19 protein-coding genes are annotated in these 25725 nt (G+C 45.5%); 13 read left to right on the top strand and 6 right to left on the bottom strand.

All coding sequences use genetic code 11. The annotated features are described in order from the left end of the window. The first annotated feature begins 20 nt into the window (after positions 1–20). The 6 genes from NSS94_RS13090 (at position 21) to NSS94_RS13065 (ending at position 9199) form a co-directional block, all read left to right on the top strand. Positions 21–1643 (top strand): 2-oxo acid dehydrogenase subunit E2, encoded by a 1623-nt coding sequence (locus NSS94_RS13090; RefSeq protein WP_039271310.1) that lies wholly within the window; start codon positions 21–23, stop codon positions 1641–1643. 3 nt (positions 1644–1646) lie between these two features. After that, positions 1647–3068, top strand: coding sequence for a dihydrolipoyl dehydrogenase (gene lpdA / locus NSS94_RS13085; protein WP_341039416.1), 1422 nt, complete (start codon positions 1647–1649; stop codon positions 3066–3068). 254 nt (positions 3069–3322) lie between these two features. Continuing rightward, positions 3323–4117: a thymidylate synthase gene (thyA, locus tag NSS94_RS13080; RefSeq protein WP_013310507.1), complete on the top strand. Its 795-nt coding sequence runs from the start codon at positions 3323–3325 to the stop codon at positions 4115–4117. Between the two features lie 17 nt (positions 4118–4134). Further along, entirely contained in the window at positions 4135–4623 is a 489-nt protein-coding gene (locus NSS94_RS13075; protein WP_341039415.1) for a dihydrofolate reductase, read from the top strand. A gap of 237 nt (positions 4624–4860) precedes the next feature. After that, on the top strand, positions 4861–6348 hold the full coding sequence (locus NSS94_RS13070) for a glutamate synthase subunit beta (RefSeq protein WP_069011727.1): 1488 nt from the start codon (positions 4861–4863) through the stop codon (positions 6346–6348). A 526-nt stretch (positions 6349–6874) separates the two neighbouring features. Further along, positions 6875–9199: a type IA DNA topoisomerase gene (locus NSS94_RS13065; protein WP_341039414.1), complete on the top strand. Its 2325-nt coding sequence runs from the start codon at positions 6875–6877 to the stop codon at positions 9197–9199. Between the two features lie 131 nt (positions 9200–9330). On the opposite strand, the gene NSS94_RS13060 is transcribed toward NSS94_RS13065, so the two are convergent. The 3 genes from NSS94_RS13060 to NSS94_RS13050 form a co-directional block, all read right to left on the bottom strand. Continuing rightward, positions 9331–10577, bottom strand: a protein-coding gene (locus tag NSS94_RS13060; protein WP_341039412.1) for an IS1182 family transposase whose coding sequence is annotated in 2 segments (ribosomal slippage) — positions 9331–10010 and positions 10010–10577 — 1248 coding nt in all. Because the reading frame shifts where the segments join, the coding sequence is not laid out codon by codon here. Positions 10578–10693: 116 nt separating this feature from the next. Beyond that, positions 10694–11458 (bottom strand): HAD family hydrolase, encoded by a 765-nt coding sequence (locus NSS94_RS13055; protein WP_069011731.1) that lies wholly within the window; start codon positions 11456–11458, stop codon positions 10694–10696. 66 nt (positions 11459–11524) lie between these two features. Further along, positions 11525–12442: a hypothetical protein gene (locus NSS94_RS13050; protein WP_023988964.1), complete on the bottom strand. Its 918-nt coding sequence runs from the start codon at positions 12440–12442 to the stop codon at positions 11525–11527. Positions 12443–12882: 440 nt separating this feature from the next. Here NSS94_RS13050 and NSS94_RS13045 point away from each other — a divergent pair, with 440 nt between their 5' ends. From NSS94_RS13045 to NSS94_RS13025, 5 genes are all read left to right on the top strand, one after another. Beyond that, positions 12883–14040 (top strand): MFS transporter, encoded by a 1158-nt coding sequence (locus tag NSS94_RS13045; RefSeq protein WP_069011733.1) that lies wholly within the window; start codon positions 12883–12885, stop codon positions 14038–14040. Between the two features lie 82 nt (positions 14041–14122). After that, positions 14123–14848 carry a phosphonate ABC transporter ATP-binding protein gene (locus NSS94_RS13040; protein WP_029517452.1) on the top strand — a complete coding sequence of 242 codons (726 nt, stop codon included), beginning with the start codon at positions 14123–14125 and terminating at the stop codon, positions 14846–14848. Then, positions 14845–16179, top strand: coding sequence for a hypothetical protein (locus tag NSS94_RS13035; RefSeq protein WP_318627299.1), 1335 nt, complete (start codon positions 14845–14847; stop codon positions 16177–16179). The genes NSS94_RS13040 and NSS94_RS13035 overlap by 4 nt, the downstream gene beginning before the upstream one ends. A 1-nt stretch (position 16180) precedes the next feature. Then, positions 16181–16879, top strand: coding sequence for a response regulator transcription factor (locus tag NSS94_RS13030; protein WP_007432526.1), 699 nt, complete (start codon positions 16181–16183; stop codon positions 16877–16879). Then, on the top strand, positions 16876–18300 hold the full coding sequence (locus tag NSS94_RS13025) for a sensor histidine kinase (RefSeq protein ID WP_029517454.1): 1425 nt from the start codon (positions 16876–16878) through the stop codon (positions 18298–18300). The genes NSS94_RS13030 and NSS94_RS13025 overlap by 4 nt, the downstream gene beginning before the upstream one ends. Before the next feature lie 86 nt (positions 18301–18386). On the opposite strand, the gene NSS94_RS13020 is transcribed toward NSS94_RS13025, so the two are convergent. Next, the gene (locus NSS94_RS13020; protein ID WP_341039411.1) at positions 18387–19613 is read right to left on the bottom strand and encodes a glucose-1-phosphate adenylyltransferase; all 1227 of its coding nucleotides are present in this window, start codon (positions 19611–19613) and stop codon (positions 18387–18389) included. A gap of 235 nt (positions 19614–19848) precedes the next feature. Between NSS94_RS13020 and glgB the strand changes: the two genes are divergently transcribed. Then, on the top strand, positions 19849–21771 hold the full coding sequence (gene glgB, locus NSS94_RS13015) for a 1,4-alpha-glucan branching protein GlgB (RefSeq protein WP_029517456.1): 1923 nt from the start codon (positions 19849–19851) through the stop codon (positions 21769–21771). Positions 21772–21792: 21 nt separating this feature from the next. Then, complete coding sequence (gene glgA, locus NSS94_RS13010) at positions 21793–23235, top strand: glycogen synthase GlgA (protein WP_029517457.1); 1443 nt, start codon at positions 21793–21795, stop codon at positions 23233–23235. 87 nt (positions 23236–23322) lie between these two features. On the opposite strand, the gene NSS94_RS13005 is transcribed toward glgA, so the two are convergent. Further along, a complete protein-coding gene (locus NSS94_RS13005; protein ID WP_341039410.1) occupies positions 23323–24393 on the bottom strand; it encodes a hypothetical protein in 1071 nt (356 codons plus the stop codon). A gap of 42 nt (positions 24394–24435) precedes the next feature. Continuing rightward, positions 24436–25614, bottom strand: a complete 1179-nt coding sequence (locus NSS94_RS13000) for a M20 family metallopeptidase (protein ID WP_318627303.1) — start codon at positions 25612–25614, stop codon at positions 24436–24438. Positions 25615–25725: the final 111 nt, after the last annotated feature.

The raw sequence follows: 25725 nt of genomic DNA, 5'->3' as shown, positions 1-25725 counted from the left end.
AAATTTGGGAGGTTTTAAACGTGGCTAAATTTGAATATAAATTCCCGGAGCTAGGTGAAGGTCTTCACGAAGGCGAAATCATCAAGATGCACATTAAGCCCGGCGACAAAGTAACAGATGAAGATATCATCATGGAAGTACAAAACGATAAGGCTGTAGTTGAAGTTCCTTGTCCGGTTAATGGTACAGTACAAGAAGTATTTGCCAAAGACGGCGACATCTTTAACGTAGGTCAAGTTGTAGCTGTAATTGATGCAGAAGGTGAACTTCCTGAACAGGAAGATGCACCAGAAGCATCAGAAGCACCAACTGCTAGCCCTGAGCCAAGTGCTGCTGCACAAGGCGGAGCTGCAGGTACGGCTAGATTTGAATATAAATTCCCAGAGCTGGGTGAAGGTCTTCACGAAGGTGAAATCATCAAGATGCACATCAAGCCCGGCGACAAAGTAACAGATGAAGATATCATCATGGAAGTACAGAACGACAAGGCAGTAGTTGAAGTTCCTTGTCCGGTTAATGGTACAGTACAAGAAGTATTTGCCAAAGACGGCGACATCTTTAACGTAGGTCAAGTCGTAGCTGTAATCGCTGCAGAGGGTGAACTTCCTGAACAAGAAGAAGCACCAGCTGCTGCTAAACAAGAACAGGATGCTGCACAAGGCGGAGCTAACACTAAACCAGCTGCAACTCCTGCTGCTTCTAACAAAGATGTACTAGCTACACCTAGCGTCCGCAAATTTGCTCGTGAGCAAGGTGTAAACATCGCTCAAGTGAGTGGCTCCGGCAAAAATGGTAAAATCACCAAAGAAGATGTAGAAGCTTTCAAAAATGGTGGAGGCCAAGCGGCTGCACCAGTAGCGAAAGAAGCTGCAAAAGCACAAGAGCCTGCTAAGAAAGAAGCGAAAGCTGCAGCAGCATCCGCACCAGCAGCAGATCCACGTGCTGAGGAAGAGCGCGTACCATTTAAAGGTATCCGCAAGGCTATTTCCAATGCTATGGTTAAATCGGCTTATACGGCTCCGCACGTTACGATTATGGATGAAGTAGATGTAACTGAACTGGTTGCTTTCCGTACTCGTATCAAACCAATTGCTGAGAAGAAAGGCACAAAAGTAACATACCTGCCATTCATCGTAAAAGCTTTGGTTGCTGCTTCCCGTCAATTCCCGGCTCTGAATGCCTCAATCGACGAAGAAGCAAACGAAATTGTCTACAAAAAATACTACAACATCGGTATCGCTACAGATACAGACAACGGTTTGATCGTTCCTGTTATCAAAGATGCTGATCGTAAGAGTATCTGGATGATTGCTGATTCCATTCGTGATCTGGCTGTGCGCGGTCGTGATGGAAAATTGGCTGCGAATGAGATGAGAGGAAGCACAATCTCCATCACTAACATCGGTTCCGCTGGCGGTATGTTCTTTACTCCAATCATTAACTTCCCTGAAGTTGCGATTTTGGGTACTGGACGCATCAGTGAAAAAGCAGTCGTGAAAAACGGTGAAATTGTTGCCGCTCCAGTAATGGCTCTTTCTCTGAGCTTTGACCACCGTATTATTGACGGTGCAACTGCTCAAAACTTCATGAACTATATCAAACAGCTGCTCGCTAACCCTGAGTTGCTTGTTATGGAGGTGTAATCAATGGTAGTAGGAGACGCTTCTCTGGATATTGACACATTGGTTATCGGTGCGGGTCCTGGCGGCTATGTAGCTGCCATCCGTGCCGCACAATTAGGACAAAGCGTATTGATCGTTGACAAATCTGAGCTGGGCGGTGTCTGTCTGAACCGTGGATGTATTCCATCCAAAGCTTTGATCTCTGCAGCTCATCAATACGAAGCAGCTAAACATGGGGAGTCTTTCGGTATTTCGGCTGAAAATGTAAAAGTAGACTTCGCTAAAACACAAGAATTCAAAAACGGCGTTGTTAAGAAAATGACAGGCGGCGTAAGTGGCTTGCTCAAAGGCAACAAAGTTGAAGTTTTCAATGGTGAGTGCATGTTCATCAACGAAAACGAAGCGCGTGTATTCAACGAACATGAATCACCACGTTACCGTTTTAAAAATGCAATTATCGCAACAGGTTCCCGTCCAATCGAACTGAAACCATTCCCTTTTGGTGGACGCATTCTGTCTTCTACAGAAGCATTGAACCTGCCTGAAATTCCGAAAAGCCTGATCGTAATCGGTGGTGGATACATTGGTGCAGAGCTCGGACAAATGTACTCCAAATTCGGTTCCAAAGTAACGATTATTGAAGGTATGGATACAGTGCTTCCTGGTTTCGACAAAGATATGACTTCGATCGTTGCGAAAAGCATGAAGAAAACGGGCATCGAAATCTTCACTGGCGCTAAAGCGGAAAGTGCAGAGCAAACAGATAAAGACGTAACAGTGAAATTCTCCGTTAACGGCGAAAGCAAAGAAGTAACTGCTGATTATCTGCTTGTAACTGTTGGACGTCGTCCAAACACAGACGGTGAACTGGGTCTGGATCTGATCGGCCTAGAACTGGATGAGCGCGGAATGGTGAAAGTTGATCACCAAGGACGTACTAGCATTCCTCACATCTTTGCAATCGGCGATATCGTAGCTGGTCTTGCTCTGGCACACAAAGCTTCTTACGAAGGTAAAGTGGCTGCTGAAGCAATCGCAGGCGAGCCGTCTGTAGTAGATTACAAATGTATGCCAGCTGTCGTTTTCACAGATCCAGAATGCTCCAGCGTAGGCTACACAGAGACAGAAGCCAAAGAAAAAGGCTACAATGTCAAAGTTGGCAAGTTCTCTTATGGAGCAAACGGTCGTGCGGTTTCCCTGAACGCTGCTGAAGGTTTTGTGAAAATCGTAGCTGACGCTGACACAGGTCTGGTACTGGGTACGCAAATCGTAGGTCTGGAAGCTTCCAACCTTATTGCTGAGCTGGGTCTGGCGATTGAAATGGGTGCTACACTCGAAGATATCTCCTTGACTATTCATGCTCACCCTACATTGGGCGAAATCGTTATGGAAGCAGCGGAAGTCGTGCTGGGTCATCCGATCCATGCATTGGCACCACGTCGCTAATACCATTTTTCATTATCTCGTTTTTGGTTTTCATACATGACAAAGAGAGGCAAGGGGCGCTATATCTGCGCTCTTTGTCTCTTTTTTTTCAAACTTTAGGATTTTCAGGACTACTATGAAAATTCACGCAGTACATGGTCAACGAAGCACCGTACATGATAAACTAACTATAGATATGGGTGCAGAAAAAGAATTTTAAAGATTAGTATCTGGCGATGCCAGGTTTTTATTCATGCTCAAAGGAGAGGAATAACGTGCGCAACTATTTGGAACTGCTGGAGGATATTTTAGAGAATGGAGTAAAAAAAGAGGATCGTACAGGAACGGGTACACTATCTGTTTTCGGAAGACAACTCCGTTTTGATCTGGCCAAGGGCTTCCCCTTGGTGACCACCAAAAGAGTTCATTTGAAATCCGTTATTCATGAGCTGTTATGGTTTTTGCGGGGAGATACCAACATTTCTTATCTCAAGGAGAACGGAGTTACCATTTGGGATGAGTGGGCGGACGAGCAGGGGAATCTGGGGCCTGTATATGGATCGCAATGGCGCTCGTGGGAAACAACAGATGGGCAACATATTGATCAAATTGCGAATGTCATAGAGGCAATTAAAAACAATCCGGACTCACGTCGACACATCGTCAGTGCTTGGAATGTGGCAGAAATCGAATCCATGAAGTTGCCGCCATGTCACTTTGTATTTCAGTTCTATGTAGCTGGAGGAAAACTTTCCTGTATGCTAACAATGCGTTCTGTGGATACCTTTCTAGGGCTGCCATTCAACATCGCGAGTTATGCATTGCTTACGCATATGGTTGCACAGCAGTGTGGTTTGGAGCCCGGCGAATTTATTTGGTCAGGCGGCGATGTGCATATTTATTCAAATCATATGCAACAAGTGCATACACAGCTGGAACGTGATCCTTATCCGTTGCCTCAGTTAAAAATTCTGCGCAAACCGGATTCGATTTTTGATTATACCTATGACGATTTTGCTTTTGAAAATTACGAGTATCATCCAGGGATTAAGGCGCCTGTCGCCATCTGATTAGAGGAGGTGGAAAAATGGGCATTTCAATGATATGGGCTATGGCACAAAATGGTGTGATTGGCCGGGATAACAAACTTCCCTGGCACCTCCCTAGAGACATGGCCTTTTTCAAAGAGCAGACGATTAATAAAACGGTACTCATGGGGCGCAAGACGTGGGAATCCTTTGGAGGAAAAAGCCTGCCAAACCGACGTAACGTCGTCTTAACTCGAGATCAGTGTTATCGGGTGGAAGGTGCTGAAGTGATTCATTCACTGGAAGAAGGGCTCCAATTAGCAAAGCAGGAGGAGCTAATGGTCATTGGAGGAGCAGAAATTTATGCACTGTTTTGGCCACATGCCGATCGGCTGATTGTGACTCGGATTGAGGAGACTTTTGAAGGCGACACAACGTTCCCCGAGCTGGATTGGAACGGTTGGAATATAGTTAGTGAGACTCCGGGTATCAAGGATGACAGAAATCCATATGAGTACCGTTTTGTTGTTTACGAGAAAATGGAATAAGAATAGACTGTATCCGACCCCACTCATTTGAAAAATTAATAAACCATATAAAAAATCCTTTTGGTGTTGATGCAAAAAGTTGCATAAGTTTTCATTACTTTTACGCTGTATTGTGATACAATAAATCAAATTCAACGAGAACAGACCCTTTCATAATACAAGCAGACAAATTCGAATTTGACTTAAATTCTGAATGGATGATCGGGGTTCATAAGCGAAGAGATGGGGGAACGTAACATGTCTACACCAACTGGATTTATGGAATACACACGACAGCTTCCTACAGACCGGGACCCGGCAGAGCGTATAAAGGATTGGGAAGAATTCCATAAGCATATGTCTGAGGAAGAGCTGCGTACCCAAGGGGCGCGTTGTATGGACTGCGGAACCCCTTATTGTCATACGGGGATGGATATCATGGGAGCAACTTTAGGCTGCCCGGTTCATAATCTCATTCCGGAATGGAACAATCTCGTATATCGTGGTTTGTGGAAGGAAGCACTAGAGCGGCTGCACAAAACGAATAACTTCCCAGAATTCACAGGTCGTGTTTGTCCTGCGCCATGTGAGGGTTCATGTACTGTGGGACTGATCGGACAGTCTGTTACAATTAAAACCATTGAGGAAGCTATTATCGAAAAGGGTTTTGAGGAAGGCTGGGTTGTCCCTAATCCGCCAGAAAAGCGTACAGGCAAACGAGTGGCTGTTGTCGGTTCGGGTCCGGCAGGTTTGGCTGCAGCGGCTCAGCTTAACAAAGCAGGGCACAGCGTGACTGTGTATGAGCGTGCAGATCGTGTGGGTGGATTATTGATGTATGGCATACCGTCCATGAAATTGGATAAAAAGGTTGTTCAGCGGCGTGTGGATTTGCTGGAGGCTGAAGGTATTCAATTCATCACCAATACGGAAATCGGCAAAGATATCCCTACCGATCAGTTGATTGGTGAATATGATGCTGTTGTTCTATGCGGTGGTTCTACGAAGCCAAGAGAATTCAACATTGAAGGTAGCGATTTGAAGGGTGTTCATTATGCGATGGATTATCTGAATGGTACCATCAAAAGTTACTTGGACTCCAATCTGGAAGATGGCAACTATTTGTCTTCCCAAGGTAAGGACGTTATTGTAATCGGTGGCGGTGATACGGGTTCGGACTGTGTAGCTACTTCTTTGCGTCATGGTTGTCGGAGTGTCACTCAATTTGGCACACATACCAAAGCACCTATGGAGCGTGACCCGATTGCCAATCCTTGGCCACAATTTCCAAACGTGTATTCTCTTGATTATGCACAGGAAGAAGCTAAGGCGCTGTTCGGAGAAGATCCACGTGAGTTCTCCATCATGACGACCAAATTTGTAGGTGATGAAAACGGTAATCTGAAAGAGCTGCACACCATTCAAATTCAACGGATTGTTGATGAAACAGGGCGCAAAATCTATCAACCGATTCCAGGTACGGAGCGCGTATTCCCTGCACAAATTGCTCTTATTGCCATTGGATTTGATGGTCCTGAGCAAACGATTGTAGAGCAAATTGGCTTGGAGACGGATCGTCGTTCCAACGTTAAAGCACGTTATGGAAAATATGTTACTAATGTGGATAAGGTTTTTGCTGCAGGTGATATGCGTCGCGGACAAAGTCTTGTTGTGTGGGCTATTAATGAAGGTCGAGAAGCTGCGCGTGAAGTTGATAAATACCTCATGGGCGCTACCGTTTTGGTGTAATTATAAATTTTATGTTACGGATCAGTCAAAGCTCCATCTTCGGATGGGGCTTTATTGTATTTCAAGCTGAGTCTGCCAGAAGCGAAAAATGAATAAATGATTATTGAGCTGTGAAACATTGTGAAATATATGTTATATAATATAACTTAAATTTAATCGTATCACCATATATTTCTTATCTAAATTGATCATAACATAAAAAAGAGTGTTTAGTGTAGCTTTTTTATAGAAAAAAGAATTATTTCACAAGAAAATTTGATAAAATCTGATATATATGTGATGTAAATTAACATATACATAACTTTCGTTGACTATTTAAAATCATGACCTGAGAGAACCATGGTATCTATGGTATAATACACGTATATTGTTGAAGCGTTTGACTAAATGAATTTACAAAGGAGCTTTCGTCGGGAGAAGGCTCCTTTTGCATGAGGCCGGGATACCTGTGTTTTCTTTAATATCCATGTATATGTATGATTCATGGAGGAGAAACAGAAGGCCGTCAGGAAGGAATGGAGTATGAATGAAGACGTTGATTATTGCTGAGAAACCGGATATGGGACGGACGATTGCCGCTGTTATGGAGCCGCGGGCTAAAAATAACCGTACCTATTTGGAAGGGGAGAAATACATTGTAACCTGGGCGATCGGGCATTTACTGGGTTTGGCTGAGCCGGATGCATACGATGCTAAGTACAAGCGATGGAATATTAAGGATCTTCCTATTATCCCTGAGCAGTTCAAAATTGTACCGAATCCGAAAACAAAAGATCAGCTGAAAATGATTGGTGAACTGGCCAAACGCTGCGATGCCATCGTAAATGCTTGTGATGCTGGACGGGAAGGGCAATATATTTTTGCGTTGATCCAACAGCAATTAAAGTTGCGTCAGCCAGTTAAGCGACTGTGGATTTCAGACTTGACAGCGGAAAGTATTGCGACAGGCTTTGAACGATTGCGAGATGCTTCGGAGTTTGAATTTCTGACTCAAGCTGCGCGGGCACGAAGTGAAGCGGACTGGCTGATCGGCATGAACGCTTCCAGAGCGTTCACAACACGACATAACACACTGCTGTCGGTAGGACGGGTGCAGACTCCCGTGCTGGCACTGATTCATGACCGGGAAAAAGAAATTGAGGCATTTCAGTCTCAAACCTTCTATGACGTGTGGGCAGAATTTAAGCAAGATCAGATCAAGTACAAAGGTGCGTGGCAGGGGGATAGGCTGACGAAGCCAGAGGAAGCTGAGGAAATCGCTGCGGCTGTTCGCGGAAAAATAGGTAAAATCACCAAATATGACACCAAGCAGACAAAAGAGTATCCTTTTAAATTGTACGATTTAACGCTGCTTCAACGCGAGGCGAATGCCAAGTACGGTTATTCGGCCAAAAAAACACTGGATGTGGCACAAGCGCTTTATGAGCGCCACAAGGTCATTTCCTATCCGCGTACCAATTCTAACTATGTGACAGAGCAAAATATAGACGGCATGCACAAGGCACTACGGATGCTGGGCACAGGTCCTTATGCTGATCTGGTCCAACAAGCCAACCCCAATTTGGTTCATAAACAGAATAAATCGGTCTGCAATCCATCTCGTGTTGAGGATCACCATGCTATTTTGCCGACATTAAAAAGGCCAGGAACACTAAGCAAAGAAGAGCAAAATGTATATGACCTGGTTATTCGCAGGTTTTTGTCGCATTTTTTTCCGCCTGCTGAATACAAAATGCATACCGTAATGACACAGGTGGACAAGCATCTGTTTAAAACAAATATTAAAGAGCTTCTTTCCTTGGGGTGGAAAGTAGTTTTAAGTAAGGTTGATCAGGATAAAGGTAAAAAGAGCAAATCACCGAAAAAAGAAGATGAAGAGGAAACGGACGAGTGGACGGACAAGAAGTTTGAGATTGATGCGGGGCGTCCCGTGGATTGTGTTCGCGCCGAGATGAAAGAAAAGGCGACTCAGCCCCCTAAAAGCTACACGGAGGGTACATTGCTTAAGGCGATGGAAAGCGCGGGTAAACAGATGGAGAATGAGGAATTGCGTGAGGTCATGAAGGATGCCGGTTTAGGCACACCTGCGACGCGGGCCGCCACAATTGAACGATTGAAAAAAGTTGGCTATATTGAAATGAAGGGTAAAAAGATTCTTATTACGGAAAAAGGAAAGATGGCTATTGACCTGATCCGTCATGCTGGGGTTGATCTATTAGCCTCCCCGGAGATGACAGGTCAATGGGAACGTCGCCTACATCAAATTTCCAAGGGTGAGGCGGCTCAAGAGAAGTTTATGGAGAACGTTAAAAGATTTACGTTGTCCATCATTGATAAGGTGAGGCAGCAGCCGCCGGCTCCGGCAAATGCCTTTGGTGAGGAAGCAAGGGGGAAGCGTGCGATTGGAAAAGAAGGCGCACGTAGTGCGCGTGCGAGTGGACGCACCGCCGCCAAAGGGGTGGGGCGTGCTACATCAGGACGCGGTGGCAGCGCTGGAAGCGCAACGCTAGAGCAAGCAGCACCACCAGCACGCAGCTCTTCCGACGGATCCTCAGGCATTTCAGGAAGCCAAAGGCAAGCTTTAGGTAGCTGCCCACGCTCTAATTGCGGCGGAAGCATTATTGAAGGCCGTAAAGGGTATGGGTGCAGCCACTACAAGCAGGGTTGTGGCTTTGTCGTCTGGAAGGAATATGCTGGAAAGCAGATTACCGAAACGATGCTCAAGTCCTTGTTGACGAAGGGACAGACGCAATTGTTGTCTTTTAAGCGTAAAGATGGATCGACCGTCAAAGCGCGAATTGTTCTGAATGAACCTGGTACAGGACAACTTAGCGTTCGAGAGGAATCCTGAGACAGGGTTTAGACCAATACAAAAAGGACCCTATCCGAGGGTCCTCAGATTGTCGAGAAACCCCGTCATTTTGAGACGTGGGTTTCTTTTTTACATCATAATGCTCTGGTCTCTGGAGAAGCAGGGGGGGGTTACCCCTGTTTCTCCAGGCGATCTAGGTGGATCGCCATCTTCTTCATGTTCTGCACGGCTGCCGTCATAAGGGCTTGTTCCCTGACGTTTGGAAGACCGCGCAAACGGCAATAGCGAAACCCATGGAGCTCTTTGGCATCCGCGAAGCTTCGCTCAATCGTCTCTTTTCGTTTGCGGTACAGCTTTTTACCAGATGGGCTCAGCCGGTTGCTCCGTACCCACTCTTTGCTGTCTTCCCAGACATGCCGAGTCACCACTTTGCGGTGGTTTCGAGACTGGGTACACTGACTTAGCAGTGGGCAATGCTGGCACTGAGCTGGGTCAGAGGCATACTGCCGGTATCCCTTACGGTCCGTCGTTCGGTAGGGCAGTTCCTGTTGGGCTGGGCATCTATACGCATTGCGTTTGGCATCGTATTCAAACTTCCATTTCGGAAACAGTCCTTGTCTGGGATGGAATCTTCGGTGAGCAATCACGGCAAAAATCTTTCGGTTCTGCAAACCTCGGCAAATCGGCGTTGTTAAATAACCTGAATCTAGTGCAACAGCTTCTACCGTGCGGTGGTCCAGATAGAAGAAGCCTTCGGGCTTGCCATCACGGATCACATAGCCGCTGTCCGGGTCTGTTTTGCTCACTTTAATTTCTTTTTCTTCGTTCACTTCCTCTCGGGATTTTAAGGCTTTTTTCCGTGGTTTCTCCGGTCATCCTTCACCGCTTCGTTCAGCTCGTCCATATAGTCTTTAGTATTCTGCAACACTTGTTCTTTGGTGTACTGGTGCCTGTTAGCATTGGCTTTGACGTGTGTGGAATCGGTGACGAGAACACGCCCACCCACCATTCGGTGAGAGATCGCCTGCAGCACAATTTCATCGAAGATATCTTGAAAGATCGTGGTGTCTTTAAAGCGAGTGCGACGATTCCAGCTAATCGTCGTATGGTCCGGAACTTTATCCGTTAAGCCCAACCCCAGAAACCAACGATAAGCTAGGTTCGTCTGAATTTCTCGCTCGAGTTGCCGTTCTGAGCGAATGCCATAGAAATAACCGAGAAAGATCATTTTAAACAATACGGTAGGATCAATGGCAGGACGCCCGTTGTTTGCACAATACAGTGGTCGAACTTTATCATCGATAAACGAAAAATCGATATACTTATCTACTTTGCGGAGCAAGTGATCTTGAGGAACCAGATCTTCGATGGAAACAAATTCGTAGGATTGTTGTTTTTCGCGGTTGGAGCGTAGCATATCAACACCATCCGTTCTACAATAGTTACCTATATTATACAACATTAACGCGGTGTCGTCTTAAACAAAATTAACATAAAATAGGCTGTCGAGACTTTCTCGACAGCCTGAGGACCCTATCCGAGGGTCCTTTTTTGTTGGTGCAATTGTATGCTTTCGTGGATAACCCGTGGTACTTCCGTTAGCTTCTGTATCGTATACATCACGGAGTTCACGTTTTTTTGCAGTTCAACCATATTGTAAATCCATTCCTTAGGCTGCTTGAGATATACAGCATGAATACCTGCGGCAAGGGCTGGAGAAACATCAGTGCGCAGAGAATTCCCGATCATCCAGGTGATGCTTCGGTCCAAGCGATTCATCTGGATGATTTCTTCTAGGGCTTCGACATTTTTATGCTGGCGAATGTAGATGCGGTCATCAAAGTAGGTAGCCAGTTTCATTTGTTCAATCTTTCTTTCTTGAATGATCTGCTCACCGCCAGTATACAGATGGAGGGAATGCCCTGCTTTTTGGAGGGAGTTCAGCGTTTCGACCATGCCTGGATACGGTTCGATTTCCTGTTCGTACACACTTCGGCCAAGAGAGCGAAGCTCCTGCTCTTCCCGAGAATCGAGACGGCGTCCGAATTGTTCCGAGAAAAATTGGTACGTATCTATCAAAGATTGTGGGAAATGCTCGCTGGCAAAGCCCACTTGATGAACTCCAGCCACATCAATTTCGATTTGTTTTTCACGAATCGCATTTTTGGTTAGGTTATGAGTTGCAAACCATTCCTGAAGCAAATCGAAAAAGTGGTTGAGGATCAGGTCAAAATACTTGTTGCAGTGGACTAAGGTGTCATCAAGATCAAATAAAATGTGCTGCTTCGGATACGACACGATGCATACTCCTTCCAAGCCAAAGCTTTAACGCTGCTTCGGTTATAACTAAAAGTACAATTCAAATTACAATCCAATATAGGATTCCAAAAATACTTGTAAATCAGCCGCGCCATCGGGACGGATGCTGAATTTTTCCTTATGATAACGTCCGATGTGAATACGAAGCAGACCAGCCACTCGTAAAATCATCATATCAGACATGAGTGTATCTTCCAAACGGCTCAAATCATGGCGCATATCTTCGAGAGACTTAGGACCTTGAGCTACATAACGCAGAATTCGTAGCCGCTGCGGATCATTAACCGCACGAGTGAGCCGTAGCAGAAGCGTAGGCGGTTCTTCCTCGCTCTCCTCGGGGATATCTACTGGATACTGGATCAGCAGTGTGCGGGTATAAAAACAGTATGAATTAATCGGGCGATTATGGACAACTGGAAATAGGACTACTGTATCCAGGTCTTCCATGTGTGGCACGACTAGTCCAGCTGTCGCATATTCAACCAGTGCTTCCGGTTCCATTTTACTCAGCAGCATGCGCTTTTCCGCAGCGTCTTCTTCTGCCAACACACGCAGTTCGCCTTCCAGGGCCCGAAAATAATCACGATCCCACAATTTGAGGAGTGGTGCGTATACCTTACGAATGCGTAAAGATTCTTCAAAGGTTAAAAAAGGGATATGCGGAACGAGCAACTCAAACATATCTTTATCCGGGCCGTGGTCCAAATAAGAGATATAATCAGATATTTCATCTGATTCCGGACGAAGTAACGCCCAAGCATAGAGTGCGTCATAATCGCTAAAAGGGCAATCCTGAGCTGTAGCCAGCTCAGTACGAACTTCATGTTGTAGTCGTGCATCTACCTTGTCGATCCATTCATGGCCCAAGTCCATATCTTGAACCCACTTTTTAGTCACATAGGCCATGAAGCTGCCGAGCAATTCATAAATTGGAGAAGTGTCTATTTTAATTTGATAACTCATGGAACCCAATGCCTCCTATTCTGTCTTCTAGCCCAGAGCGGTGAACGTAATTAAGCCCGTCCATAAGCAAAACATGAGCATTTTAATAATTGCTCATTTATTTATTATGGCTTGTTCTGCCAGGGATTGTCCACTATAATATGAAATAGTGCGTTGTGACGTGAATGGGTTCGGATTGAACATACGAGGCTCCTTAACCGAAGGGAGTCAGATACATACCAGACAAGCTCTTTCCGTAAAATCGTCATCTCAGATGGCGATTTTTTTCTTCTCTTCTTTAATACGCAAATTACACCTGAATTTGTATGTGATTTGCCGGTTTGGCAGGACGGCATGGAATACATAGTGATAAGAATTATTATTGATTATGGAATCAAATGCAAATCATTTCATAATATTGATTTTTAATTATTTTATTTGTTTGATCAGGAGGAGCTAGGATGTCGTCGTCGTTACGGGTTCATTATTTTATTTTAATTGCTGTTATTATTGTTGCCGGATTATGCCAAGGTTTATTATTACCTATTTTGTCTATCTCGTTGGAACAAATGGGAGTTTCATCTTCACTAAATGGAATGAATGCGGCTGCTCTGTATATTGGTTCATTCGCAATGACGTTGGTGGCAGAACGGACATTGGGCTGGTTAGGGTTTAAAAAGCTGATGGCCGGTGGGCTTGTGCTAGTGCTCATTACGCTGCTGCTGTTTCCGCTAATCCCTGATATTCGGGTATGGTTCATACTGCGTCTGCTAGTAGGTATTGGTGACAGTGCATTGCACTACTCTGCGCAGCTATGGATATTGCTGGTGACTCCAGCAGAGAAGCGAGGGCGAAACATTTCCTTTTATGGTATGTCTTACGGTCTGGGTTTTGCATTAGGACCATTGGGATTATGGCTACTCGATTATGGAATGCTGGTTCCATTTGCTGCGTTGGCCTTATTGTGCTTGCTTGTTTTGTTGTTGGTGTTAATTAAGCTGCCGGACTCCAGACCAGAGAAGCTGGAGTCCGAGGCGCGTCCCACTCAAAGATTTCGTCGCAGCTACAGCTGGGCATGGTACGCTCTTTTGCCTGCATTTCTATATGGCTATATGGAAGCGAGCCTGAACAGTAACTTTCCAGTCTATGGCCTGCGTATTGGCTTTCATACCGATGAAATCGCCGCCTTGCTGCCGTTCGTCAGTTTGGGAGGATTAGTGCTGCAGCTGCCGCTAGGGATATTGAGTGACCGTTGGGGACGTAAAAAGGTGCTAATGAGCGTAGGCATAGCAGGGGGAATGACCTTTATGTTGCTACCATGGAGCGGCAATCATTTTATGTTCACTTTGATATTGCTGACCCTAGCAGGTGGTTTAGTAGGCTCCTTTTTCTCCCTCGGTTTGGCCTACGCCGCTGATCTGTTGCCCAAATCATTTTTAGCAGCCGCGAATGTACTGGCATCCTTTCATTTTAATCTGGGAAGTGTGATCGGACCTAATATTAGCGGAGGGTTGCTGGACTTTGGAACTCAAGGCAGCATGTTTCTTGTCCTTGGTGGTAGTTACATTGTTTTCGGATTGTTAGGTTTGTTTTCCAGAAAAAGAGTAACGGCGGTTTAAAACTGCGGTTTGCATGGTATTTGTTTCACATTTACTATAAAATATAAACAGTATTGATGGTGCGCAAAGGGGAATCACTTAGATGATTAAAATTCGGAAGCTGACCAAACAAGTGGGACCTGAACGGACCCAGCTACTTCGAGGAATTGATGCTGAAATTCATCAAGGCGAATTCATAGCCATAGTGGGGCCAAGTGGAAGCGGCAAAACGACGCTGCTTCGCTGTCTTGCTTTACAAGAGCCATGGGATGAAGGCAGTTTAATTGTAGGTGGCAATGATGTGCTGAAATCCGGTTGGACTGGAAAGATGAAAATAAAGCGGGAATGGGCATACCTGGAGCAAAACCCGCATCTAAATATGAATCGAACCGCTCTTAAAAATGTGCTCATTGGCAGATCCGGTCAAACTCCAATGTGGAGAATGGTGACCGGTATGGTGCGTTCCGACGATTATATGGGAGCGATGGACGTACTGGAGGATCTGGGTCTGCTGGATAAGGCGCATGATAAATGCGACAAGCTCAGCGGTGGCGAGCGGCAGCGGGTAGCGACTGCGCGTGCTCTCGTGCACGGAGCTAAAGTTATTTTAGCGGATGAGCCTGTAAATGGACTTGATCCAGCTTCGGCAGCGCATGTATTGGAGACTTTTCGCAAGCTGTGTTCTGACGAGCGGGTGACGATCATGACTGTACTGCCGTTGGAAATGGCTGAACGCTTTGCTTCCCGTATATGGGGGTTGAATGATGGTGAATTGGTGTTTGATATTCAGGGAAGACGATTGACACAAGCGGAAAAGAACAAATTGTGAAGGGGACGGCAAGAGAAGTGAAAATAATGCTGTTGAGAATGGTGGCTGGCTGCTGTTCCTTGCTGCTCCTTGCTGGATTTTTAAGCGGCTGTAATGTTATTAGCGATCCCATTTCGCTGATGGAGACACCGACGATGTCTGACGAGAAGCAGGAACTGAATGGTGCAGTGAATACGCAACTAGGGGCGGTACAGCCTTTAAGGCCGAATGATCCAGATGACCCGACGCCAATTCGAACGGGTGATTTGAACAATGATGGCACAGACGAAGCAGTGCTCTTTTATGAAACGCCAGATGAGAGCGTAAAAATACATGGTGCCTTGTTTGAAGATCAGGGCGGAACGTGGGTAAAGAAGCTGACGTTTGATGGGGAAGGCACTGTGCTGGAGTCATTTAAGCTCGTGGATTTAACGAATGATGGAACACTCGATATTGTAGCGGGTTTTTCCAGCGGAGATAGTGGCGATGGCGGGGACCAGAAGGGACTCATCGTGTATTCCTATACCGGAGGAACTCTGGAGAAAATATATGCTACAGGTTATACGGACTTCGTCGTAGATGATTTTAAGCATAACAAGATGGACTTAAACGGGGATAAATTGAATGATTTGACGATTATCACGCTGCGACGTAATGAATTCTTTACAGTTAAAACATTCCAATTCAGTGGGGGAACCTTTAAGGAAATCGGATCGTTGGATTTGGACAGTCAGGTCTTAGATGTCTATAATGTCGTTGCTGGCAAGGTAGCCGAGGGTAGGCAGGGGATTATTATAGACACCAAAATTGCCCAGACCACTACCGTTTCCAATGTTATTGTGATGGATCACGGCAAGCTTAGGAAGCTTAATCTTATGGATGTCACCTTCAAGGATGCGACCATCGCCAGTGGTGATGTGGATGGTGACGGTATTCTGGAATTTGGTAATTTGGAGAAGCCTAAAGGTTGGAGTAACAAGCCGCTGGATGAGGTTCCATATTTTGTGTCGTTCTATCAGTGGGACGGGGCGAAAGGAACGGTTTTTAAGCAGCAGCAGTATCGTGATTCTAATGAACAGGTCTACTTCAGATTACCGAAAGAGCTGCATGGCAAGGTGACGATTGATCCGAAAGTTTCGAAGAAGGACAGCTATTTGCGCTTTATTTTGGATGATACAGACAAAACGATAGCGGAAATTAAATTTTTCTCGTTGTCACAATGGGAGCGAAACAACGAAGGGTATAGCCAACTGTGGCGAACGAATGCGCAGGTCATTGGCATTAAGCGATCCAGTGAGCTGGAACCGCGTAAAACCATTAAAAACAAGCTGGGGGAAAGGCAGGTAGAGTAGAGTGAGTAAAGTTTTAATCATGGAAGACGAGGAATCCATTCGCAGCTTTATCGTCATTAATTTGAAACGTAACGGTTTTGAGGTGCTGGAGGCGTCGGAAGGGCATGAGGCTCTGAATATTTTGAACACGGTGCGGGATATTGATATTGCACTGCTTGACGTAATGGTGCCCGGTATGGATGGTTTTGAAGTCTGTCGGAGAATCCGGGAGACGAATGAGCGCATCGGCATTATCTTTCTCACAGCGAAGGTACAGGAGCAGGATAAGGTTTATGCCTTGTCTGTAGGGGCCGATGATCATGTGAGCAAGCCTTTTAGCCCAACGGAGCTGATTGCACGTATTCAATCGTTATTGCGTCGGGTGAATGTTCATCGTGAAACAGCAGCCAAAGTGTCCTTCCAGTCTGGACCGTTCACCCTAGATTTGATTGCTAAGCAATTTAAGAAGAACGGGCAGCTGATTGAGCTGACACCGACTGAGTTTTCCCTGATTCAATTTTTTCTGGAAAAAGAGAACACGCCGCTCAGCCGAGATGTTCTACTTGATCACGTATGGGGCAAAGAGTATATGGGCGATCCGAAAATTGTAGATGTGAATATCCGACGTCTTCGGCAGAAAATTGAAAACAATCCATCCGAGCCGGCTTTTTTACAAACAGTTTGGGGACATGGATATAAATGGAAAGGTCAGTCTCAATGATCAAAAAGGGAATTCGCCGACAGATTGTGCTTCACTATTTTTTCGTAGTGTTCTTAGCGCTTCTGTTAGTAGAAGTCATTTTTATGTTTGCACTCCGGTCGTACTATTACGATTCCATTTACAAACATATCGAAAGCCGTATCGAATCGGTAAGTGAATTTGCACCCAAATTTAAAGAGCCGGAACAGTCTTTGCAATCGTATTTGTTAAATACATTTTCTCTGCCCTTTACTGAACTGCAGTTGCTCGATGAACAGGGAAATGTAATTGATAACTCAACGAATTTTGCAGCAGATCTAAGTGTGCAAACAAGTGATGTGACACAAGCATTAGCTGGGGATACGGGCAAATGGATCGGAAAGCAACCGAGCACGGGGCAGCAGGTGATGGCGGTATCTCAAAAACTGGACAATATCGTCGGAGACCAGGTGTACGTTATTCGGTATACAACCTCGCTGGAATTGGTAAATGATAAGCTGTTTACGATTACGCTGTTTTCTCTTGGCATCATGGCAGCTGTACTGGTTATTGTATTTGTGGTCAGTACAGGGCTCGCGAATTCCATTGTTAGACCGATTAATAATATCCGCGATGTATCTGCTCAGATGGCTCAGGGGAGGTTTGATACACGCATTGAAGGCGATTATCGGTATGAGTTGGGTGAACTGGCTTCGACTCTGAACTATATGGCACAGGAAATTGTCAGAACAAATCAAATCAAGGATGATTTTATTTCATCTATATCTCATGAATTGCGTACTCCGCTTACATCTATTAAGGGTTGGAGTGAAACGTTAAATTCTGGCGGCTATGACCCCGAAGAGACGAAAATCGGGATGAAGATTATCTCTAAAGAGACGGATCGGCTGATTGGCTTGGTGGAGGAAATTCTCGATTTTTCCAAGCTGGAGCAAAATGCCATGAAGCTTGTAATGGGAACGGTAGATCTTCGGGAGCTTTTGCAGGAAATTATGCTGAACGTATGGGCCAAAGCAGAAATGAAGCAAATAAAACTTCAGCTTGATTCGGAAGAAGCGGCATATTTCGTCCATGGAGACGGTAACCGTCTAAAACAGGTATTTTTGAACATTGTGGATAATGCTATCAAGTTTTCGCATGAAAGCTCAATTATTTTTCTGTCGCTTCAACGGGTTGATGGCAATATCGAGATATCCGTACAAGATACAGGAATTGGAATTAGTGCTGAAAATCTTGCCAGAGTAAGAGACCGCTTTTTCCAGGTAGACCACCAAAACGGTGGTACTGGACTGGGATTGGCAATCTCACAACAGTTTGTCGAGCGCCATCATGGTCAGATGCTCATCAGAAGTGAACTGGGGGCTGGCACCACTATTACGGTTTCATTACCTGCTCTGCAAGCAGAGCAATCCGTGGAACCACCACAACTCACTGAAGAATAGATTTAAAGCCTACTTATAGGTGCAATTAGAAAAACAGCCAGTCCTCTTAAATCGGGAGGGCTGGCTGTTTTTGATTTGGGGTAACGTTATGAAGTAAAACCTTCGGCACGCAAGCGTGTATTGCGCTCGTAAGCTTCTTTCAGCATACGTGTAGTTTGCGGCCGTACCGCCATTTTACCAAATACCACTTCCTTGGGTCCGATGACCATAATTTCGCCCGGACTGCCTTTAATGACAGCACCATCGCGAATCACAGCACCTTCACCGATAATCGCATGTTCAATATGGACGTTACGTCCAATGCGTGTGTCCGGCATAACGATACTTTCTTTGATGGCTGATCCTTTACCTACCTCGACACCACTAAATACAACGGAGCGTTCAATTCGGCCCTCTACTTGACAGGAATCATGCAACAAGCTGCCCAATGGCTGCGTTTGACGGTTAGGTACCTTTTGTGCGCTCAACCTTGTGCGGCGTTCACGTGTATACATCGGCCAATCCTTACGTTGAAGGTCGATCGCACAATTCTCGTGTAACAAATCCATGTGTGAATCCCACAGGCTTTTAACGGTACCTACGTCCTTCCAATAGCCCTGGAATTCATAAACGTACAAGGATTCTTGATCCGCTAACATTTTAGGTATGATATCTTTACCAAAATCATGACTGGATTGAGCATCCTGTGCGTCTTCTAACAGGTAGTTTCTCAAGTAATCCCATTTGAAAAGATAAATACCCATAGAGGCCAAATTACTTTCCGGTTTCTCAGGTTTCTCTGCAAATTCTGTGACACGTAGATCTTCATCCGCACTCATAACACCAAAACGGTGTGCTTCATCCCAAGGTACCTCCATGACAGAAATGGTAGCCGCAGCTCCTTTTTCCTTATGGTGGTTCAGCATTTCGCGATAATTCATATAGTAGATATGATCACCGGATAAAATAAGCACATGCTCCGGATTTTGGCTGTCAATATATTCAATATTCTTATGAATAGCATCTGCCGTTCCTAAGTATTCAGCGTTACCTGTGTTGTAAGATGGAAGCAGGGTAATTCCTTTGTCATCTGTTTTTGTAAGACCCCATGGTGTTCCATCCCCGATATGTTCGTGCAAGGATTCTGCCTCATATTGCGTCAGTACACCTACAGTATCAATGTCTGAATTTACGCAGTTACTGAGAGGAAAATCGATGATTCGGTAATGACCGCCAAAAGGTACGGCGGGTTTTGCAATCGTTGAAGTAAGGGGAGCAAGACGGCGTCCCTCTCCGCCTGCCAGCAGCATGGCAATGCATTCTTTATTAAACATTTCGTTTCCCTCCCGGTTTAGTTGTCAGTGTAGTACATACATAAACGGTATGGGGTACTCTTGAAACCATTAGGTATATAAGATTCCCCAAAAACTAAGGTTTATTTTTTTCCTAGTCATTTTTCTGTTCATTGTGGCTAGAATGGGGTAATAACTCAAGTCAGCTTTGAGCCAAAAGCGAATGCATTACCGATTCATACATTTTTACTTACAAACATATAAGGGTGGTGACGTGATGACAGACCAAACTCTTCCGCAACAGGCTATTTCATCGGAAGATATTTATTTGTTTCATGAAGGAACGCTTTATCACAGCTACCGATCTTTGGGTTCCCACCTTACTGTGGAGAACGGAGAACAGGGCGTCCGTTTTACGGTCTGGGCTCCTCATGCTCTCCATGTCGGGCTTGCTACAGATCGCAACAACTGGAATGGGGAACAGGATTCCTTATATAGGGTTCCCAAATCCGGTTTTTGGAGTCGTTTTTTTCCGGGGATATCCCAAGGAACTTTTTACAAATACGACATTACGGGTGCAAACGGTGAACGATTTCTGAAAGCAGACCCTTACGCGGTACGTGCTGAAGTGAGACCGGCAACGGCTTCTGTGGTAGCTTCTATAGATGGTTATACTTGGAACGATGCGATTTGGCGCCGAAAACGTAGAGCACCGTATGGAAAGCCTCTACACATATATGAGCTTCATCTGGGCACTTGGAAGCAAAAAGAAGATGGTACGTTTTATACATACAGGGAAATAGCTGAGCTTCTTGTGCCTTATGTGACTGATATGGGGTATACACATATTGAACTGATGCCGCTGAGTGAACATCCGTATGATCTTTCCTGGGGCTACCAACTTACTGGATATTTTGCACTCACAAGCCGTTATGGAGAACCGCATGATTTTATGTATTTGGTGGATCGTTGCCATCAGGCGGGAATTGGAGTGCTGATGGATTGGGTCCCAGCCCATTTTGCAAAAGATGCTCATGGATTAAGGCTGTTTGACGGATCGCCCCTGTTCGAATATGCGGATCCGCTGATTGCGGAAAAGCCCGGCTGGGGAACGCTGACGTTTGATTACAGCAAACCGGAGGTGCGTTCTTTCCTGATATCTAATGCGTTATTTTGGATGGATATGTACCATATTGACGGCCTGCGCGTAGATGCTGTGACGAGTATGCTACGGCTGGATTTTGAAAAGCAGGACGGTCAATATCGTTTTAACTCTAAGGGAGGTATTGAAAATGAGGAGGCTATTGCCTTCCTTCAACAACTGAATGAAACAGTATTCCGCTATTATCCGTATGCTCTGATGATGGCAGAGGAGTCCAGTGCCTGGCCTATGGTAACTTCCCCGGTAAGCGATGGAGGACTCGGTTTTAATTACAAATGGAATATGGGCTGGATGAACGATACGCTTGATTATATCGAAACGAATTTCGATCAGAGACCGGAGCGCCATAATTTGCTGACATTCCCCATAGCTTATGCGTACAGCGAAAATTTTACACTGCCATTGTCGCACGATGAGGTTGTTCATGGTAAGAAGTCGCTGCTTGATAAAATGCCAGGTAACTATGAGCAAAAATTTGCCGGGCTTCGAGCGCTTCTCGGTTACCAACTCACCTCGCCGGGCAAAAAGCTATTATTTATGGGAGGGGAATTCGGCCAATTCATCGAATGGAAGGATGAGGAGCAGCTTGACTGGTTTCTGCTGGATTATGACAGTCACCGTTCGCTGCACGCTTTTACGAAAGCGCTGAATCATTTGTATATTCAGGAAAAGGCACTATGGGAACTGGATCATTCGTGGGATGGATATCAGTGGATTGAGGCGGAGGACCGTGGGCAGAGCGTAATTACGTATTTACGTAAAAGTAAAAAGCCAGGAGATACATTGGTCGTGCTTATTAACTTTCAGCCCGTACCGAGAGAGAACTACCGAATTGGGCTGGAAAAGGCCGGGAGTTATATCGAACTGCTGAACAGTGATCATAAGGACTTTGGGGGAAGTGGCCAGCTAAATACCGGAATGATACGAACCGCCCGTATTCCTTGCCACGGTCAGCTTCACAGCTTGGAGGTGACTATACCACCCCTGAGCATCGTTATACTCAAGAAAGCGCCTCGGAGGCCTAAAAAAGCAGATTAACCACATAAGGAGGAAGCATATATGAACATTTTGTTTGCGGCAGCAGAAGCACATCCATTTATTAAAACAGGCGGGTTGGCTGATGTCATTGGCGCACTGCCGAAGGCACTTCGTCAGGCGGGGTGCGACGTCCGAATCATTTTGCCTAAATATGCGGGGATTCCCGATACTTATAAAAAGTCTCTACGTCCGGTAGCGGTAAAGCAAGTAGCCGTAGGCTGGCGTAATCAATATTGTGGAATAGAGGAACTGACATTAGACGGAATCAAGGTTTATTTTATAGACAATGAGTATTACTTCGGTCGTGACGGTATTTACGGTTATATGGATGATGGCGAACGCTTTTCCTTTTTTAACCGAGCGATTTTAGAAATGCTGCCTGAACTGAACTTTCGGCCGGATATTTTGCATTGTCATGATTGGCATACAGCAATGGTTCCGCTGCTTCTGAATGCCGATTATCGACATTTGCCCTTCTACAGCGATATTCGCACGGTGTTTACCATACATAATCTGCTGTATCAGGGGGATTTTCCGTATGAGGTCTTAACTGAGCTGCTCAACCTGGATGGGAGCTATTTCACCTCCGAGGGTGTGGAGTATCATGGCAGACTGAATTTTATGAAAGGTGGGCTTACGTACTCGGATCATGTCACGACCGTGAGTCCGACCTATGCAGAGGAGATTCAAACGGAATTTTACGGATATGGGCTTGAGGGTCTGCTTCGTAAATTGGGAGATCAGGGTCGCTTAACAGGGATTGTGAACGGAATTGACACCAAAAGCTATAATCCTGCTACGGACAATCGTATTTATACGAAGTACCGAACGAGTCTGACAAAGAAAAAGGAAAACAAAATTGGTCTGCAAAAGGAGCTGGGTCTGCCGGTACGGCCGGACGTACCTATGATTGCCATGGTAACCCGACTTGTAGATATGAAGGGGCTAGATCTGGTAACGAGAGTGCTTGATGAAATCTTGTATTATGATGATATCCAGTTTGTCGTTTTGGGAACAGGGGATCCGGCTTTTGAGCATTGGTTCCGTGAGGCAGCGGGACGCTATCCACTGAAAATGTCGGCGCAGCTTGCTTTTAGCGAACCTCTGTCACGAAAAATATATGCGGCAAGCGATATGTATCTTATGCCATCAAGGTTTGAGCCTTGCGGGATCAGCCAACTGCTAGCGCTTCGTTATGGAAGTATCCCTATTGTGCGAGAAACTGGGGGCCTTAACGATACCGTGCAGGCTTACAATGAGTCTACAGGGGAAGGAAATGGATTTAGCTTCACGAACTACAATGCACATGATATGCTGAACACCATTCGTCGTGCTGTTCATTTTTATCGCCAATCTGAGCATTGGTCGAAGCTTACACAGACGGCTTTCGCAGGAGAATATAGTTGGGATGTTTCAGCCGAAGCGTATATGGATATTTACCATTTGCTCACAAAGACGGACTGAACGGAGTAGGAACACCATATTCATATTAATGAAAAAGGGAATCCCTTTAGCCAGTGTTTGGCTGAGGAATTCCCTTTTTTGCTATAATCAGTCGCCCCCGCCACCACAGCTGCTTCCACATGAAGAGCCGCTGCTACACGAAGAATGGCTACCAGAATCGCCTGAATCATGGTGAGAAGAGCCTCCATGATGAGAACTGTCATGGGAGGAATGATGATGCGAGTGATGCGTATCCCAGTTCGAGCAGCCGCTTGCCGAGCTACAACCAGATGAGCTAGCTAACCCGGCATTGCCTGTAGCATCCGGGTGCATGTGTATGGAAAATTGTTCAGGTTGATACCATGAATACCATACAACAGCTAATAACAGATAGTCGACCTGTAAATAGTTGACCTTAGGCAATTGCTTACCCTCAGGATCATCCACCGCTTTATTCACCCGCTCGCGCAGATGTTGTACAATCTTATGAACCGTTTGTTGGGCTTGCTGTGAAATGGCTATATTCTCCTGAGTATTCCAACGGTTACCTGCTGGCTGCGCCGAAGTTGTGAGTTTGTAATAGTGTGAAAGCTCGTCGTTCGGTAATGGATGATTAAAAAAAGTCCCCCACAAACTGGCGCTATAGCGGTTCCAGCCAAAGCATTCCACATACAACCAATCAAACCACGCACGCTCCTCCGGCATCGGCTGAGAGCCGCCAGAATGGGGCGCATGGTGAAGCATACGACCAAAAAAAGCTTCCGAGAATTGCTGATATTCGCGGGTAAACATCAACATTTCGTGCCATAATTCATCCACATCACTACTGAACATAGGCACACGATTCATAATCGCGCATAGCATAAAATATCGTTTTAGCTCATGCCAACGCCAATCATATTCTTGCTCCGTAATCTCTGGGTGGGCTTCCATTACACGATTCCTTACGCTATGAGCATAGGAGACGGGAATGGATTGCTCCAATAGCTGCATCAGCTCCGTAATCTCTGGATGACGCTCCTGCGTAAGGGAAGAAGGAGAAGGGGAGCTGAGGAAAAAAGCATTCCGGCGCCGTGTTTTTCTGTTTCCCCGGTTCCTGCGTATTGCACGGAATATAAACCAAAAAATGATGAGGCCTATCACAATAAACAACGTCCAAAAGCTACTCATACTATCCATGATGGCTGGCTACTCCTTTCTGAAATAACACGGAATTAAGATTTAGCGTTCGTTATTCAGCAGAGCGAATTCTTTTTTTATCTGGGCTAGCAGTTCAGGATTCGTGATTACATCGCAAGCAGTCCATGCCAAAGTTCTCGCAGCCAGCAGCATTCCTTCCATGGCTCGGTCCTGCATCGCCAAATCGCGGAATTCTGGTGTATGCAAGGCATGCTTCTCGTCAATAACTTGAATGTAAGGATGGATAGCAGGGCAATGAAGCGATACATTTCCGATATCCATAGAGCCATGATCTTCGCCTTCCGTTATATCTTCTTGCGAAATGCCAGCCTGTACCAAATTTGCGGTAAACGCATCGGAAAGTACACGGTTCGTGACCATTTCATCATAAGAAGTCTCATAATTGGAGGTCTCCAAACGACACCCGGCCTGTAAAGCAGCTCCTTCAGCAATTTGAATAACACGGCGAGTCAGCGGGTTCAGTTCTTGACGTGTAGCGGCCCTTACATAAAATTGCGCTGAGGCGTAATCAGGAATAATATTGGCTGCTTGGCCACCCTGATTAATGATCCCATGGATACGCACTGTGCTTTTTACTTGTTGACGGAACGCATTGATGCCATTGAACGTTTGAATCACAGCGTCCAGCGCGTTAATGCCTTCGTGCGGGCTGGCAGCCGCGTGAGCGGATTGACCAAAAAATTCGAATTGTACAGCATCAATCGCCAGCGATTTGCCTGATTTTTCGTAACGATCATAAGGATGCGTCATAAGTGCTATGTCGCAATCATCAAACAAACCGGCAGCGGCCATAGGGACCTTAGCACCACGAGTTTCTTCGGCAGGTGTGCCGTATACCCGTACTTCTCCACCAGTTTCGTCGATGATCGACTTGAGGCCAACGGCAGCACCGGTACTCATCATGCATATCAGATGGTGCCCACAGGCGTGTCCTAAACCTTTCAGAGCGTCATATTCTGCCAGAAAAGCGACAACCGGCCCGGATTTTTCAGCTTTGTAAGTTGCAATAAAGGCTGTTTCTATGCCCAATACGGGTGCCTGGACCTCAAAACCGTGAAAAATGAGTTCTTCTTTTAAACGGGCAGCGGCCAGAAATTCCTCGTTTCCAAGTTCAGGATTTGCCCCAATATATAACGAAATGTCCTTAAAGCGTGGGGCATGCTGCTCAATTGTCTTTTGAATGGTCTGTTTAAAATTCATGCTGAAAACTCCTTTATATAAGCTGTAATGTAGGTACTGTGCTAGGTATGCTGAAATTGTACTATAACATTCATTGCATAATCATGCATATTCATTTATAATGACACAATC

It is taken from the genome of Paenibacillus sp. FSL L8-0644 (assembly GCF_038008165.1).
GTDB classification, from domain to species: Bacteria; Bacillota; Bacilli; order Paenibacillales; family Paenibacillaceae; genus Paenibacillus; species Paenibacillus polymyxa_D.
The sequence above is the reverse complement of the archived record's forward strand: the minus strand, read 5'-3'. Positions and strand labels throughout refer to the sequence as shown.

Excerpts from the sequence above, each read along its gene's own strand:
- NSS94_RS13050 (WP_023988964.1), bottom strand. The coding sequence starts at position 12,442 with ATGAGTTATCAAATTAAAATAGACACTTCTCCAATTTATGAATTGCTC.
- NSS94_RS13000 (WP_318627303.1), bottom strand. The coding sequence starts at position 25,614 with ATGAATTTTAAACAGACCATTCAAAAGACAATTGAGCAGCATGCCCCA.
- glgA (WP_029517457.1), top strand. The coding sequence starts at position 21,793 with ATGAACATTTTGTTTGCGGCAGCAGAAGCACATCCATTTATTAAAACA.
- glgB (WP_029517456.1), top strand. The coding sequence starts at position 19,849 with ATGACAGACCAAACTCTTCCGCAACAGGCTATTTCATCGGAAGATATT.
- NSS94_RS13070 (WP_069011727.1), top strand. The coding sequence starts at position 4,861 with ATGTCTACACCAACTGGATTTATGGAATACACACGACAGCTTCCTACA.
- NSS94_RS13045 (WP_069011733.1), top strand. The coding sequence starts at position 12,883 with ATGTCGTCGTCGTTACGGGTTCATTATTTTATTTTAATTGCTGTTATT.
- NSS94_RS13005 (WP_341039410.1), bottom strand. The coding sequence starts at position 24,393 with ATGGATAGTATGAGTAGCTTTTGGACGTTGTTTATTGTGATAGGCCTC.
- NSS94_RS13040 (WP_029517452.1), top strand. The coding sequence starts at position 14,123 with ATGATTAAAATTCGGAAGCTGACCAAACAAGTGGGACCTGAACGGACC.
- NSS94_RS13075 (WP_341039415.1), top strand. The coding sequence starts at position 4,135 with ATGGGCATTTCAATGATATGGGCTATGGCACAAAATGGTGTGATTGGC.
- NSS94_RS13020 (WP_341039411.1), bottom strand. The coding sequence starts at position 19,613 with ATGTTTAATAAAGAATGCATTGCCATGCTGCTGGCAGGCGGAGAGGGA.
- NSS94_RS13065 (WP_341039414.1), top strand. The coding sequence starts at position 6,875 with ATGAAGACGTTGATTATTGCTGAGAAACCGGATATGGGACGGACGATT.
- NSS94_RS13025 (WP_029517454.1), top strand. The coding sequence starts at position 16,876 with ATGATCAAAAAGGGAATTCGCCGACAGATTGTGCTTCACTATTTTTTC.
- lpdA (WP_341039416.1), top strand. The coding sequence starts at position 1,647 with ATGGTAGTAGGAGACGCTTCTCTGGATATTGACACATTGGTTATCGGT.